Annotated in this window: 17 protein-coding genes; 4 read left to right on the forward strand and 13 right to left on the reverse strand. The window is 71.7% G+C overall.

What is annotated here, in order from left to right:
* Positions 1 to 99 precede the first annotated feature (99 nt).
* From K7C20_RS03865 to K7C20_RS03885, 5 genes are all read right to left on the reverse strand, one after another.
* Complete coding sequence (locus K7C20_RS03865) at positions 100 to 1,107, reverse strand: lysylphosphatidylglycerol synthase transmembrane domain-containing protein (RefSeq protein WP_053209081.1); 1,008 nt, start codon at positions 1,105 to 1,107, stop codon at positions 100 to 102.
* Positions 1,104 to 1,982, reverse strand: a complete 879-nt coding sequence (locus K7C20_RS03870; protein WP_053209082.1) for a class I SAM-dependent methyltransferase — start codon at positions 1,980 to 1,982, stop codon at positions 1,104 to 1,106. The genes K7C20_RS03865 and K7C20_RS03870 overlap by 4 nt, the downstream gene beginning before the upstream one ends.
* Entirely contained in the window at positions 1,979 to 3,100 is a 1,122-nt protein-coding gene (locus K7C20_RS03875; protein WP_078953115.1) for a glycosyltransferase family 4 protein, read from the reverse strand. The genes K7C20_RS03870 and K7C20_RS03875 overlap by 4 nt, the downstream gene beginning before the upstream one ends.
* A complete protein-coding gene (locus K7C20_RS03880) occupies positions 3,097 to 3,495 on the reverse strand; it encodes a 6-pyruvoyl trahydropterin synthase family protein (RefSeq protein ID WP_030083327.1) in 399 nt (132 codons plus the stop codon). Before K7C20_RS03880 ends, K7C20_RS03875 begins: the two co-directional genes overlap by 4 nt.
* Positions 3,496 to 3,573: 78 nt before the next feature.
* Positions 3,574 to 4,557 carry a zinc-dependent alcohol dehydrogenase gene (locus K7C20_RS03885; protein WP_053209084.1) on the reverse strand — a complete coding sequence of 328 codons (984 nt, stop codon included), beginning with the start codon at positions 4,555 to 4,557 and terminating at the stop codon, positions 3,574 to 3,576.
* Between the two features lie 166 nt (positions 4,558 to 4,723).
* On the opposite strand from K7C20_RS03885, the gene K7C20_RS03890 reads away from it, so the two are divergent.
* A complete protein-coding gene (locus K7C20_RS03890; protein ID WP_053209085.1) occupies positions 4,724 to 5,467 on the forward strand; it encodes a CDP-alcohol phosphatidyltransferase family protein in 744 nt (247 codons plus the stop codon).
* Here K7C20_RS03890 and K7C20_RS03895 read toward each other — a convergent pair.
* Positions 5,436 to 5,831 carry a hypothetical protein gene (locus K7C20_RS03895; protein ID WP_030083333.1) on the reverse strand — a complete coding sequence of 132 codons (396 nt, stop codon included), beginning with the start codon at positions 5,829 to 5,831 and terminating at the stop codon, positions 5,436 to 5,438. The two genes, K7C20_RS03890 and K7C20_RS03895, sit on opposite strands and share 32 nt — an antisense overlap.
* A 77-nt stretch (positions 5,832 to 5,908) precedes the next feature.
* The gene (locus tag K7C20_RS03900) at positions 5,909 to 6,289 is read right to left on the reverse strand and encodes an ArsR/SmtB family transcription factor (protein ID WP_030083335.1); all 381 of its coding nucleotides are present in this window, start codon (positions 6,287 to 6,289) and stop codon (positions 5,909 to 5,911) included.
* Positions 6,290 to 6,769: 480 nt separating this feature from the next.
* On the opposite strand from K7C20_RS03900, the gene K7C20_RS03905 reads away from it, so the two are divergent.
* The 3 genes from K7C20_RS03905 (at position 6,770) to K7C20_RS03915 (ending at position 9,855) form a co-directional block, all read left to right on the forward strand.
* Complete coding sequence (locus tag K7C20_RS03905; RefSeq protein WP_030083337.1) at positions 6,770 to 7,144, forward strand: VOC family protein; 375 nt, start codon at positions 6,770 to 6,772, stop codon at positions 7,142 to 7,144.
* A 568-nt stretch (positions 7,145 to 7,712) separates the two neighbouring features.
* Entirely contained in the window at positions 7,713 to 8,819 is a 1,107-nt protein-coding gene (locus tag K7C20_RS03910) for a right-handed parallel beta-helix repeat-containing protein (RefSeq protein WP_048829650.1), read from the forward strand.
* 7 nt (positions 8,820 to 8,826) lie between these two features.
* Positions 8,827 to 9,855, forward strand: coding sequence for a methyltransferase (locus tag K7C20_RS03915; RefSeq protein ID WP_030083341.1), 1,029 nt, complete (start codon positions 8,827 to 8,829; stop codon positions 9,853 to 9,855).
* A 113-nt stretch (positions 9,856 to 9,968) separates the two neighbouring features.
* Here the strand turns inward: K7C20_RS03915 and K7C20_RS03920 are convergent, their stop codons facing one another.
* The 6 genes from K7C20_RS03920 to K7C20_RS03945 are packed head-to-tail and all read right to left on the reverse strand — an operon-like array spanning position 9,969 to position 14,091.
* On the reverse strand, positions 9,969 to 10,301 hold the full coding sequence (locus K7C20_RS03920; protein ID WP_030083343.1) for a TcmI family type II polyketide cyclase: 333 nt from the start codon (positions 10,299 to 10,301) through the stop codon (positions 9,969 to 9,971).
* Between the two features lie 56 nt (positions 10,302 to 10,357).
* Positions 10,358 to 10,831, reverse strand: a complete 474-nt coding sequence (locus K7C20_RS03925) for an SRPBCC family protein (RefSeq protein ID WP_030083345.1) — start codon at positions 10,829 to 10,831, stop codon at positions 10,358 to 10,360.
* Position 10,832: 1 nt separating this feature from the next.
* Positions 10,833 to 11,129, reverse strand: a complete 297-nt coding sequence (locus K7C20_RS03930; RefSeq protein WP_030083347.1) for an acyl carrier protein — start codon at positions 11,127 to 11,129, stop codon at positions 10,833 to 10,835.
* 15 nt (positions 11,130 to 11,144) lie between these two features.
* Entirely contained in the window at positions 11,145 to 12,395 is a 1,251-nt protein-coding gene (locus tag K7C20_RS03935) for a ketosynthase chain-length factor (RefSeq protein WP_030083348.1), read from the reverse strand.
* Positions 12,392 to 13,660 carry a beta-ketoacyl-[acyl-carrier-protein] synthase family protein gene (locus K7C20_RS03940; RefSeq protein ID WP_053209086.1) on the reverse strand — a complete coding sequence of 423 codons (1,269 nt, stop codon included), beginning with the start codon at positions 13,658 to 13,660 and terminating at the stop codon, positions 12,392 to 12,394. Before K7C20_RS03940 ends, K7C20_RS03935 begins: the two co-directional genes overlap by 4 nt.
* Entirely contained in the window at positions 13,657 to 14,091 is a 435-nt protein-coding gene (locus tag K7C20_RS03945) for a cupin domain-containing protein (RefSeq protein ID WP_030083353.1), read from the reverse strand. The genes K7C20_RS03940 and K7C20_RS03945 overlap by 4 nt, the downstream gene beginning before the upstream one ends.
* Positions 14,092 to 14,102 lie beyond the last annotated feature (11 nt).

Below are 14,102 nucleotides of genomic sequence, written 5' to 3' on the forward strand. Positions count from 1 at the left end.
CGGGCGCTGCACCGGCTGTATGTCACCGTCGCACCGGTCCTGCTCGGCGACGGCATCCCCGGCCTGCGGTTTCCCGGCACGCGGGTGATGCGGGAGGCGCTACGCCCGCCGTTGCGGCGCGCCCTGCTCGGCGAGGACACGCTCTTCGAACTCGAACTGCGGGCGTTCGGTGCGCCATCCGGCGGACCGGCGGACGAGCAGCACGGCGGCGCCCGGGAGGCCGGCGACGAAGGCGAGCACCCCGTAGATCACGGCAGTGGTGAGGCCCTGCGCCGCGCCTAGCCCGGCGGCGCCGAAGGCCCAGGCGGCGACGCCCTCCCGCGGGCCCCAGCCGCCGACGTTCAGCGGCAGGGCCATCGCGAGCAGCGCCAGCACCACCAGCGGTACGAGTTCGGCGGTCGGCGCGGTGGCTCCCGCGACCCGGGCAGCCAGCACGAACATCCCGAGGTAGCCCGCCAGGACCGCCACGGAGGAGAGCGCGACGCCGGGCCAGACTCCGCGGGCGAGCAGGCCCTGGCGTGCCTCGGTGAGTACCGTGCGCACGGCGCGTTCGGCGCGCGAGGCGCCCCGGTGACGGCGCAGCCGGCCGGCGATCGCCACCAGCAGCACGCCTACCGTTGCCGCGGCCAGTGCGACACCGGGCGAGGTGAGGAAGCCGGCGACCGGCGCCAGGACGGGCGAGGGCCGGGCCAGCAGCACCACCGCCCCGGCGACGAGCAGGACGAACTGGCCGGCGGTGCGCTCCAGGACGACCGCGCGTACGCCCCGGCCGAGGTCACCGGAGTCACGGCCGTGGCGTACGGCGCGGTGCACATCGCCCAGGACGCCGCCGGGCAGCGCCGCGTTCAAGAACAGCGCCCGGTAGTAGTCCGCGACGGCCCCGCCCAGGGGCAGCCGCAGACCGAGGCCGCGGGCCACCAGACACCACCGCCAGGCGCTGAACACCGTGGTCAGCAGGCCGATGGCGAGTGCGGCGAGCAGTGTGGCGGCGTCGATCCGGCGCAGTCCGTCCAGGAAGGCGTCGGATCCCAGATGCCACACCAGCGCCACCAGAATGCCCAGTCCCGCGAGCAGCCTGAGCCACGCCGCCCAGCGGGACCTGTTCATCCCGCGCTCCTGGACGAGGGTCCGGGCAGCGCCAGCAGGTCGGTGTGGTGCACCGCGACGGTCAGCTCCCCCGCCGCGCACTCCTCCAGCCGCCGCCGCAGATAGGCCACCGCCTCCGGTGCCAGCTCCGGCCGCTGGGCGTGCGCGGCGCCGACCCAGCCGCGCAGCCATTCGGCGGTCAGCGCGGACTCCGCACTGCCCAGCCGCCATGCGCTGGGCCGCACCAGGACGGTCGCACCGCGCCGCTCGAAAGCCGCAACCGCCGCCGCGATCGCGTCCGGGCCGAGCAGACCGCGGCCCTGGTCCGTGCGGCGCTGATGGTCGTTGAAGGCGTCGGCGATCTCGGCGTCGAGCGGATCGGAGGGGGTCAACTCGACCCGTCCGGCGACCGAGAGCGCCAGCAGCGCCGGGCAGCCCGCGCCCACACAGGCGTCGGCGAGTGCCTCCACCTCCTCGCGGGTGAGCAGATCGAGCAGCGCGGAGGCGGTCACCAGCGAGGTGCCCGCGAGGTCGTCGGCGGTGAGGGTGGCCAGATCGCCGCGCTCGGTCGTGGCGTCAACGGGCGTACCGTCGGCGGCCGTTACGGGCATCCGCGCACCGGCGTGGTCGAGCAGCACGGGATCGTGGTCGTAAAGGACCCAGTGCTGGGGGCCGGGCAGCCGGACGGCGAGCCAGCGTCCCATCGAGCCGGTGCCGCACCCGAGGTCACGGATCACCAGCTCGCGCGGGCTCCCGGGCGGGCCGGCGGGCGGCGGCTGCGCGGCCACCCATTCCAGCAGCGGATGCAGCAGCTCGGGTGCGCGGGCCGCGGCATCGGCGCGCTCCCGCAACTCCAGCCAGCGCGGGGCGAATCGGGGCCTTCCGGTTACGTTCACCGCATGCTCCGGATCTCGTCCCGAAGCCGTTCCAGCGCTCCGGCCAGACTGTGCGACGTCATCTCCCACCCCTCCAGCATGGCACGCCGTCCGCGTGCCGAATTCTTCAACCGGTCACGCAACTGCGGATCACCCAGCCAGCCACGCAGCGCCTCGGCAAGGGCCGGTGGCCGTCCGGACGGTACGAGGAGTCCGGGCACACTGCCGTCGGGCGCCTGCCCGACCGCTTCCGGAACCCCGTCCACCGCCGTCGCCAGCACCGGAATCCCGCGTGCCAGCGCTTCGGTGATGACCATGCCATAGGTCTCGGCGTATGAGGTCAGCACCAACAAGTCGGCCGCGGCGTACCGCGCTTCCAGGTCGGCGCCCGCCTGCGGCCCGGTGAAGGCGATCCGGTCGTCGAGGCCGGACTCGGCGACGCGGCTTTGCAGTTGGGCGGTGTAACCGGGATCACGGTCGAGCCCGCCGACGCATACGCAGCTCCACGGCAGCTCGGTGACGGTCGCGAGGGCCTCCACCAGGAGGTGCTGTCCCTTGCGCGGGGTGACCGCGGCGACGCACAGCAGCCCGGTGGCGCCGTCGGTGCCCGGTGCGAGGGGCGCGGCGTCGGCTCCCGGCCTGGCGACATGGACCCGCTCCGGCGCCAGCCCGTGATGGGCGACCAGCCGACGGGCGGCCCAGTCGCTGGTCGCCACGACGCTCCCCACGGCGTGCAGGGTGCGGCGTTCGCGGGCGTCCAGCTCCGCCGCCACGTCGGGGTCGAGCCCGGTCTCGTCGGCCAGCGGCAGATGGACCAGTACGGCGAGCCGCAGCCGTGCCGCCTCCGGGACGAGGACTTCGGGGACGCCGCAGGCGACCAGGCCGTCGAGCAGGACCACGGCGTCGTCGGGCAGCGCCGCCAGGTGCCGCGCCAGCCCCGTGCGGGCCGCGGCGTCCGGCTGCGGCCAGCTTCCGGGCGCCGCGTACGGGCGCACCTGCCAGCCCGCCGCCGGGAGGTCGCGGCACACCCGGCGGTCGTAGGTGTTGCCGCCGCTGGGTACCGCCGGGTCGTCGACGTCACCGGGGAGGACGAAGTGCACCACACGCTCCGCCGCCGCGGTGGCGCCGGTACGGGTCACAGGGTGCGCTCGTACGTCGCCCAGGCGATATGCGATTCATGCAGGGTGACCGATATCCCGGCCAGCTCGCGGGCGCCCGCCCCAAAGTTGCCCGCCTCGATGCGTTCGGCGAGCCGGTCGGCGATGACCTTGGCCAGGGCCTCCGTCGAGGTGTTGATGCCGGCGAAGGCGGGCTCGTCGTCGAGGTTGCGGTAGTTCAGCTCTCCGACCACGGCGCCGAGTTCCTGGGTGGCCAGGCCGATGTCGACGACGATGTTGTCGGCGTCGAGCTCCGCACGGCGGAAGGTGGCGTCCACGATGAAGGTCGCGCCGTGCAGGCGCTGCGCGGGTCCGAAGACCGCGCCACGGAAGCTGTGGGCGACCATGAGGTGATCGCGGACGGTGATGCTGAACAAGGCCGTTCCTCCGGTGTGATGTCGGTCTCAGCGAGGTGTGGTCGTGGGGGTGAATTCCGGGCGGGTCCCCGGGGGTTGTCAGCCGCCGGCCGGCCCGTACCGGATGCGGTGGCACAGCGCCGGGAGGTCGCCGGAAACGAGCCGGGGCAGCACCGTCGGCAGGTCCTCGAAAGCGGATTCGCCGGTGATCAGCGCATCGAAGGCGGGGTCGGCGAGCAGGTCGAGGGCGACCGCGAGCCGGTCGGCGTAGGTGCGGCGGGGCCGGGCCGGGGACACCGTGCCCACCTGACTGCTGCGGACGACCAGCCGGCGGGAGTGGAAGGCCTCCCCCAGCGGCAGGCTGACCTGCCGGTCTCCGTACCAGCTCAGCTCGATGACGGTGCCTTCCGGGGCGAGCAGTTCGAGCGAGCGCGCCAGCCCCTCCTCGGTGGCGCTGGCGTGCACGACCAGGTCGCAGTCGCCCAGCGCGTCCGCGGGCAGCGCGAAGTCCACACCCAGTGCCGTGGCGGTGGCGGCGCGCACGGGATCGGCGTCCACCAACTGCACCCGGACCCCCGGGAAGCGGGCGAGGACCGCGGCCACGCCGGCGCCGACCATGCCCGCCCCGACCACCGCGATCCGGTCGCCGACCAGCGGCGCGGCGTCCCACAGGGCGTTCACCGCGGTCTCGACGGTGCCCGCCAGGACGGCACGCTCGGCGGGGACGGTGTCCGGTACCGGGGTGACGGCGCTCGCCGGGACGACGAAGTGCGTCTGATGGGGATACAGGCTGAAGACCGAGCGGCCCAGCAGGTCGGGCGGGCCTTCCTCGACGACGCCTACATTGAGGTAGCCGTACTTGACCGGTGCGGGGAAGGCGCCTTCCTGGAACGGCGCCCGCATCACGGTGTGCTGGCTCTCGGGGACGCCGCCACGGAAGACCAGGGTCTCCGTTCCACGGCTCACTCCGGAGCAGACCGTGCGCACCAGAACCTCGTCATCGGCGGGGTCCGGCAGGGCTACCGTCCGGATCTCGCCCTGACCTGGAGCGCTTATCCAAAAGGCACAAGCGACGCGCGGCATCGGGATCCTCCTGGACGCTACGGCGATGGTTCATCAATGCTGGGGATCATGAGGACGCCGTCACCCTACGCGGCGCCCTTCGAGTCCGCTACACATCCCGGGAGGCAGGGTGGCCGTACAAGAGCGCTACGACACAAGGCCGTTCGGACCGGACATTACGGCCGGTATGGGGGTGCAACTGCTGGTACTGGAGGTCCTGTGCCGAGTGTCCGGTCTGGGCACCATCGGGTGGCTCACGGGGTGTGTCTTCGCCGTCGCCACCTGGGCCGTGCTCACCGTCGCGCTGCGCCGGACGTGGACCACCTCGTTCGGACCGGCCAACCGCGTCACACTGGCCCGCACGATCCTGGTCGGCGGGGTGACCGCGCTGGTCGCGGACTCCTTCGGCCGGTCGGTACCGGTCACGGTGCTGATCGCCTTCGCCGCCGTGGCGCTGGTCCTGGACGCGGTCGACGGACAGGTGGCCCGGCGCACCGGAACGGCGACCCCGCTGGGGGCGCGCTTCGACATGGAGGTCGACGCCTTCCTGATCCTGGTGCTCTGTGTCCATGTCGCCATCCCGCTGGGCGCCTGGGTGCTGAGCATCGGCCTCATGCGCTACGCCTTTGTCGCGGCGTCGTGGGTGCTGCCGTGGCTGCGCGGCGACCTGCCGCACAGCATGGCCCGGAAGACCGTGGCAGCGCTTCAGGGCGTCGTGCTGGTCGTGGCCGGTGCCGGGATCCTGCCGCGGGCGTCGGCGGTCGCCGCCGTGGCCGTGGCGCTGGGACTCCTCGTGTGGTCCTTCGGGCGGGACGTCACGTGGTTGTGGCGGGCCGGGAAGGGGGCGGACGGAGCGCCTGTGACGGGGGTGCCCGAACAGGCCCCTGCCGCCCTCGCCGTCACGTCCCGGCGTGCCGGCCCAGATAGATGACCAGCGCCAGGAAGACCAGCAGCAGATTGGTCACGACGATGGAGAGCAACACCTGCCGCCACAGGCTGCGTCGTGGCGCCCGGTGGGCGAGCAGCACCGCACCGGGCAGCCGCGCCAGCTGGGCCCCGGGACGCACCGCGGCCGTACGGGCCCGGCGGACGCCGCAGCGCGGCGAGGTGCGGCGGCGGGCGACGCTCTCCGGGCAGGCGCGGCCGTGCCCGCGCGCCGTGCGGAGCGGTCCTCGCCCGGGGGGACGCCCCCGGCAGGGCCGTACGGTCCCCGGCCCGGAGGGCGTGGGTATGCAGGTGCGGGAGCGGACCGCCCGCCACGGCGGCGGCCCCTTACGCCTCGGTGCGCCGGCCATCCGCGATCACCCTTGTCCGGTGGTGAACGAGCGGACCACTCCCGTGCGGTGACCGTGCGCGCGGCGGAGCGAGCGGGTCATGAGACGGCCCCCACCCCGCCGGCCGCCGGCAGTGCTCCGGTCTCGGCCTGCCGCAGTTCGGTGAGGAGCGCATGCTGCCCGGCGAGCACCTCGGTGAGGACCCGGCGGGCGGCGCTCAGCAGCTCCGCGACCTCGCCTCCGGCCAGCTCGTAGACGACGGTGGAGCCACTGCGGGTGGCCGTCACCAGGCCCGAGCGGCGCAGGACCGCCAGCTGCTGGGAGAGCGCGGACGGCTCCACCTCGAGGGCGGAGAGCAGACTCCGCACCGGCATCGGCCCGCTCTGGAGAAGCTCCAGCACCCGGATGCGGACCGGATGCCCCAGCATCCGGAAGAAGTCGGCCTTGGCCTGACAGAGCGGAACCCAGGCACCGTTCATCTGCGCGCCCCGCTCCCGGGACCGGGCGCGGACCGCGCCGCGCGCACCCGTATCCGTACCGATTCGGCGAAACCGCCCACGCATGTCCTCCGCGTTCAGGCCGACCGGCCATCGCGTCATCTGTTGAATTGCGGAATTCTGCAACTGTAGACGACCGGGGCGGGCGACTTGAATGGGTGTGCCGGACAAACCGGGGCCCGTGCGGCACGGATCTCCCGGCGTGCCCCCTCCCCCGCTGCCGCCGACCTGCCGGTCCTGCCCGCCCGCCCCCGGACCGTGCTGCCGTATCTCCGTGAACTCTCCGGCGCCCGGGGGCAGTTACCGTACCTTCGGCCGGGTTCCGCGGCCGCGGCGGCCGCCGGGCGGCCCGCACCGGATGCGGACGCCGAAGCCGCGAACGGGGCGAAGCGGCGGCCTCTCCGCCCGTGGCGCATGAATCCGCTGGACAGCCCCCCGCCCTCCAACCGCATAGTGACGCCTATGACTTCACTGGTACGCCACCTCACGATCGACTGCTCCGACGCCTACCGTCTGGCGAGCTTCTGGGCGGAGGTACTGGACGGAACGCTGGCCGAGGACGACCTGCCGGGCGATCCGGAGGCCACGGTCACGGCCGCGGGCGGCGCGCTGCTGTTCGTCACGGTGCCCGATGCCAAGGCCGGGAAGAACCGGGTGCATCTGGATCTTCAGCCCCAGGACCGCGGCCGGGACGACGAGGTCGAGCGGCTGCTGGCGCTCGGCGCGACCCTGGTGGCCGACCACCGGCGGGCCGACGGGGCCGGGTGGGTGACGCTGGCCGATATCGAGGGCAACGAGTTCTGTGTGGAGCGCAGCGCGGCCGAGCGGGCGGGCTGACCTTTCCGGCACCGCCTCTGCGGGGCCGAGCGCGGAAGGGGGGAGCACGCCCGGCTGCCGGCCGGGCCTCGTGCTGTTGGGCCCCGGCCCCTCCCCGCACCCGTTCAGCGGCGCCCTCCCCGCGGCCGTTGGGGTGATCAAACGCCTCCGCAGCCCCGAGCGGGTGTCGTCGGCCGGGCTTGGCGCGTTGGTCTTCCGTGACCGTTTCCCGCGCCCGACCGTGGTTTCTGCCGACCAGCCTCGCGGCTTTCCTGACCGAGGTGGAGCCGGACGGGCCGGCTGACGACCCGTCGGACGGCCGGCCCGGTGCCGGGTCCGACACGCCGGACGGCACCCCGCCCGATACCCGGTCAGCTGATTCCGGGCCCACCGGTTGCCGGCCGTGCACCGGTGCGTCCGGAACCGCCGACGAGGCGTCCGAAAAGCCCGCTGACCGGCCCTGATCGGCAGTCCGGTGACGGGTGGGGCAGCGGACTTGACGGCGTGTCGAAAGCTGGCCGCTGCACACACCGTCATCGTCGGGTCACCACATGTGGCGAGTGCCGGTGATCGCCCATAGCTTCGCCTCATGGCGCTACGACAGATGAAATACATGGGCTGTGTCGCCGCGATGATGATCGGCGGACTCGGCGCGGCATCGCCGTGCGACACAACGCAACGACACGTCGTCCACCCCGGTGAGTCGATCCAACGGGCGGTGGACAGAGCGAAGCCGGGCGACACCGTCTTCCTCCGACCCGGTCACTACCGGGAGAGCGTACTGATCCGCAAGTCGCGGCTGCGGCTCGTCGGTGCGGGCCGGAAGACGGTGATCAGTCCGGCCGGCAAGCGGGCCGCGAACGCCTGCGGGCAGAGCGGCAACGGGATCTGCGTCGTCGGCACGGGAGGCAGACCGCTGCGGAACGTCAGCATCCGCTCGCTGACCGTCCAGGGCTTCAAGAAGAGCGGCATCTGGGCTTCCCGCACCGACCGGCTGTCCGTGCACGACGTCGCCGTGCGGAAGAACGGCGTGTGGGGCATCGCCGAGGAGAAGTCCACCCGCACCGTGATCCGGGACAACGCCGCCATCGACAACGGTGACGCGGGCATCTTCCTGGCGAACACGGTCAAGGAGGAGGGCGGGGCCACCGACACCCGGGGGTCCACGATCACCGACAACCGTCTCTCGCGTAACCGGATCGGCGTCACGGTCCGGCGGGTCAGAAACCTGATCGTCGCCCACAACAGCATCACCGGTAACTGCGGCGGAGTGTTCGTCGTCGGCGACGAATCCCGCCCGCGAGCCGGAGCTCTGACGGTCCGGAACAACACCATTCTCAAGAACAACAAGCACTGCCCCGGCAACAGCCGACTGCCGTTCATCCAGGGCTCCGGCATCATCCTCACCGGCGCCGAGCGCACCCTGGTGACGCGCAACGACATCCGGGGCCACGTCGGCAAGTCCCCGCTCTCCGGCGGCATCGTGTTGTTCCGCAGCTTCGTGAAGACGACCAACGAACGCAATCTGATCAGCGAGAACCTCGTGCTGCACAACAAGCCGGTGGACCTGGCCGACCGGGACCCCAAGGGCAAGGGAAACCGGTTCGTCCGCAACGTGTGCCGGACCTCGGAGCCGGCCGGTCTGTGCCGACGACACGGGGAGCACCGGGCGCACCCCTCTTCAACGGGAGAATAGAGGCGGAATGACCACCGTAAGTCCCACCCCCCAGCCGGCCATGCGGCTCCGGGAGCTTGTCTTCGGAGCCGCCTGTGCGGCGGCCGTACGGGCGGCGGCGCAACTCGGCGTCGCCGACGCGCTCGGCGACCGGCCCACCACCGCGGAGGAACTGGCCACCGCGGTGAAGACCGAGCCGCGGCCGCTGGAGCGGCTGCTGCGCGCCCTGTCCTGCTACGGGATCTTCGCGGAGACCGACGACGGGAAGTACGTCCACACGGACATGTCCCGGCTGCTGCGGGAGGACTCCCCCAACAGCCTGCGCTACATCTCCCTGTGGTGCACGGAGCCGTGGACCTGGGAGGCCTGGCCGAAGCTCGACGACGCGGTGCGCTCCGGCCGCAGCGTCTTCGACGACCTGTACGGCAAGGGGTTCTTCCAGTACCTGCACGAGGACGCAAGCGACTCGGCCGAGGTCTTCAACCGGGCGATGACCACCTCCAGCAAGCAGTCGGCGCAGGACATCGCCCAGCTGCTCGATCTGACCGGGGCGTCGTCGGTGGCGGACATCGGCGGCGGCCAGGGGCATGTGCTCGCCAGCCTGCTGGAGAAGCACCCCGCCCTCGAAGGCACCCTCCTCGACCTGCCCACGGTCGTCGCGCACCCGGACCCCCGGCTGGCGGACGGCGGCCCGCTCGCCCCGCGGGTACGGATCGTGCCCGGCGACTGCCGCGAGGACATCCCGGTCCGGGCCGATGTCTACATCATCAAGAACATCCTGGAGTGGGACGACGAGAGCACTCGCAGGACGCTCCACAACGTCGTCAAGGCCGCACGTCCCGGCGCCCGCGTCGTGATCATCGAGAACCTGGTCGACGACAGCCCCTCGATGAAGTTCACCACCGCCATGGACCTGCTGCTGCTCCTCAACGTCGGCGGCGCCAAGCACACCAAGGCGAGCCTGGTCAGCCGCATGGCGGAGGCCGGCCTGAAGGTCGGCGAGATCCTGGTCGTGAATCCGTATCTGCATGCGTTCGAGTGCACCGTCCCCGAATGAGCAAGGCCCGGCACGGCAGGTCGCCCGGTGAGGAACAGCATCCTCACCGGGCGACCTTGCCCTTGTCCGGGCCCGCGCGGGAGCCGGGGGATCGCCCCGGCGCCGCGTACGCGTCAGCCGCTGCCGTCGCGCTGCCAGCTGTAGAACTGCTGGGCCATCGCGTCCTTGGGGCTTCGCCAGGTCTCCGGGTCGTACGCGCTGACGAAGGCGGACAGCTTGTCGCTGACGGCGCGGAACTCGGGGTGCTCCGTCACCTTGGCGATCTCCGGTCCTGGCGGCCGGTCGGATTCGATGAGGTGCAGATACACGTCACCGAACTGGAAGAGGGTCCGTCGCGAGACGCCGACCAGATGCGGCAGTTCCGTACGGTCCGAGGCCTTGAACACCTCGGCGATGTCCGGAGCCGAACCGGGCGCCATACGAGCGACGATCAGAGCGTGATGCATCGGGGAGATCCCTTCGTCACCGCCGGGTGGCGGTCCGAACACGGCCTTGCGGGCCGTCAGCTGACTGCGGTGGACCGCAGCTCGCGGTCACGCTGCTCGATCCGGTCCCGGATGAGCTCCATCTGGATCCGGGAGTTGCGGTTGATGAGCTCGGTCATGCCCTTGTCGTCGACCGGGGCGTCGGGCTTCATCGCGAAGTCCTGGGTCCAGTGCATGGAGGTGCCGCCCGGGATCTCGGCGTACTTCCAGTGGATATCCATGTGCGCGAACGGGCCGGTCTCGACGCGGCGGGCGCGGACGGTGCGGTTCTGCCGGTCGACGACGCGCTCGGAGACCCAGCTCCAGACGGTGCCGTTGTCGTCCGGGTGCATCGTCAGCCGGAAGGTGGTCTTGTCGCCCTCCCTGGACAGCACCTCGACCGAGGCGTACTCGCTGAACAGCTGCGGCCAGTTCTCGATGTCGTTGGTGAGGTCCCAGACGAGGTCGAGGGGCGCCGCGATGGTGATGTCGTTCTCGGTATGGCCAGGCATGTCATGCTCCTGTCGTAGATACGTTGTCTTTGGCGGCTTTGACGGTTTGTGCTGTTTGCGCGGTGTTGACGAGGTCGAGGAAGTCGCGCGGCGTCTTGCAGCGCTCCGCGTCCGTCGGCATCGTCCGGCCCTGCCGGTTCTCCAGCTCGCCGACGATGCCGAGGAGGCCGAGCGAGTCCAGGCCGAACTCGGTGAAGGTCGCGTCGGGCCGGTTCGCCAGCTCCTTCGGGTCGACGGTGAGGCCGGCGGCGGACTTCATCAGCGCAGCCAGCTCATTGAGCGTCAGTTGAGCGTTCATGTGCGGTTCTCCTTCTCACGAGGGGGACCCGGAGCCCTTCCGCAGCACCATTGCTGCGTTCGAGCCCATGAGTCCCCGGCTCAGCACCAGCGCCGTCCGCAACTCGGCAGGGCGGGCCCGGCCGGTCACCACGTCAAGGTCGTGGCAGACGTCGACGACGTTGGGGGTGGGCGGCACGACGCCCTGCTCCATCGCGAGCACCGCGGCAGCGGTGTCCAGGACGGGGGCGCCGCAGTACGCCCGCCCGGTGCCGGTCTTGGGTGCGGTCACCGGGACCTGCGAGGCGTGCCGGCCCAGGGCGTCCGCGATCGCCAGCGCCTCGGCCCGGTCGGCCGCGGGGACGCCGAGCGCATCCGCGAACACCACATCGATCTCCTCCGGGGCGCACCGCGCGTCCTCCAGTGCGCCCCGGATGGCATGCGCGAGCCCGTCCCGGGACTCCTCCCACAGGGAGGCCCCGGTGAAGGTCGCGGCGTGCCCGGCCAGCAAGGCCCGGACACTCGCCCCGCGGTTCACGGCCGCCGTCTCTTCCTCGACGATCAGCATCGCGCCGCCCTCGGCGGGCACGAATCCGCACGCACCGCTGGTGAACGGGCGGTAGGCGCGGGCCGGATCGTCGAGCGTGCTCAGATCGTCGTAGCCGAGCTGGCAGACGACCGAGTAGGGGGCCAGGGGCGCCTCGGCGGCGCCCACGACGACGGCATCGGTGCCGCGCCGAATCGTGCGGCCGGCATGCGCCAGGGCGTCCAGACCGCCCGCCTCGTCGCTGGCCACGACTCCGCACGGCCCCTTGAAGCCGCCGCGGATGGAGATCTGTCCGGTGCTCGCCGCGTAGAACCAGGCGATGGACTGGTACGGGCCGACATGGCGGGAGCCCTGGCCCCAGAGCCGTTGCAGCTCCCGCTGGCCGAACTCGCCGCCGCCCGATCCGGCAGCCGTGACGACCCCCACCGCGAACGGCGAGTCGTTGTAGTCGGCACGGCCGAGGCGGGCATCGTCCATCGCGAGGTTGGCCGCCGCCATGGCGAAGTGGGTGAACCGGTCGGTCTGGACGAGGTAGCGCTCCTCGATCAGATCCGCCGGATCGAAACCCCGGACCTCGCCGGCGACCTTGAGCGGAAGATGCTCGCACCCCTCACGGGTGACGCGGTCGAGGACGCTGATGCCCTCCACCGTCGCCTTCCAGAAGGTTTCGGTGCTCACCCCGTTGGGGGCGATGACACCGATGCCGGTGACGACGGAATGACGTTCCTTCGGGGAGCTCATGATGCCCTCCCACCCTGTCGGGTCAGTACCACCGCTGACTGGAATCCACCGAAGCCGCTGCCGACCGAGAGCACCGAACGCAGCGGCAACTCCCGCGCCGTCTTGGGCACATAGTCGAGATCGCACTCCGGGTCCGGAGTTTCGTAGTTCGCCGTGGGCGGCACCACCTGGTGGGTGAGTGCCAGCACACAGGCCACGATCTCGATCGCGCCGATCGCCCCGAGCGAATGGCCCACCATGGATTTGATGGAACTCATCGGCACCTTGCGGGCATGCGCACCCAGCGACCGCTTGACCGCGGCCGTCTCGTGCCGGTCGTTCTGCTGAGTGCCCGAGCCGTGCGCGTTGACGTAGTCCACCTGGGTGGCGTCGATCCTGGCGTGACCGAGGGCGCTGTTGATCGCCTCGGCCATCTCCAGGCCTTCCTGGGTGAGACCGGTCATGTGGTACGCGTTGCCGAAGGTGGCGTAGCCACGGATCTCACAGTGAATGGTCGCGCCACGGGAGCGAGCATGTTCCAGCTCCTCCAGGACGAGTACGGCGCCGCCCTCGCCCATCACGAATCCGTCGCGGTGGGCGTCGAACGGCCGGGAGGCGTGAGCGGGATCGTCGTTGTTCGCGGACGTCGCCTTGATCGCGTCGAAACACGCCACGGTGATCGGGGAGATCGGCGAGTCGGACGCGCCGGCGATGCACACATCGACCCGCCCCTCCTCGATGGAGTGGAAGGCGTAGCCGATGGCGTCGAGGCCGGAGGTGCAGCCCGTGGAGACGGTCTGCACCGGCCCGTGGGCGCCGATCTGTTCCGCCACCGCGGAGGCGAGCGAACTCGGGGAGAACGCCCGCTCCAGATGGCGGCCGGCCGGCCGGTGGTCGACATCCCACCGTGCACCGCGGTTGCTGACGGCGACATAGTCGTGTTCCAGGCGTGTGGTGCCGCCGACCGCGGTGCCCAGGGACACCCCGATACGCCAGGGGTCCTCGGCCTCCGTGTCCAGACCGGCGTTGCGCAGCGCCTCGTCCGCGGCGACCATCGCGAACTGGATGTACCGGTCCGAGCGGGCCACCTGCTCCTCGCTCAGGCCGTGGGCCGCGGGATCGAAGTCGCACTCGGCAGCGATGCGCGAGCGGAACCCCTCCGGGTCGAAGAGGGTGATGCCACGCGTCGCCGTGCGGCCCGCGGACAGCAGGTCCCAGAAGGCGGGCACACCCACTCCGCCCGGAGCGACGATCCCGACGCCGGTGACCGCCACACGGCGGGTCATGACACCGGCTCCGTACGTTCCGGTGGTGCGGCCGGTGTGCTCTCCTCCGTGCCCTCGGTGTCGACATGACCGAGCTCCGGACGCGGGGCCAGCGGACCGAGGTGGAAGACCATACGGGCCTCCACGTCCCCGACATTGCGGAAGCGGTGCCGCATGTACGGGGGGATCAGCAGTCCCTGGTCCGGGCGCAGCGGGTGCGGTTCCCCGTCGAGGTCCACTTCGAGCGCGCCTTGGACGACGTACACGAACTCCTCGGAGTAGGGGTGGTAGTGCTCGCCGATGCGCTCGCCGGGCTGCACGAGTGCCATGCCCATGAAGCCGCTCGTGGCACCCACCGCGCTGGGCGTCAGCATGGCGCGCAGATCACCTCCGCGCCGGCGGTTGGGCTGGGTCTCGCTGAGGTCCACGATGCGTGGGCGGTGCGTGGTCATGGCTGCTTCCT

This window comes from Streptomyces decoyicus, from assembly GCF_019880305.1.
Classification (GTDB): Bacteria; Actinomycetota; Actinomycetes; order Streptomycetales; family Streptomycetaceae; genus Streptomyces; species Streptomyces decoyicus.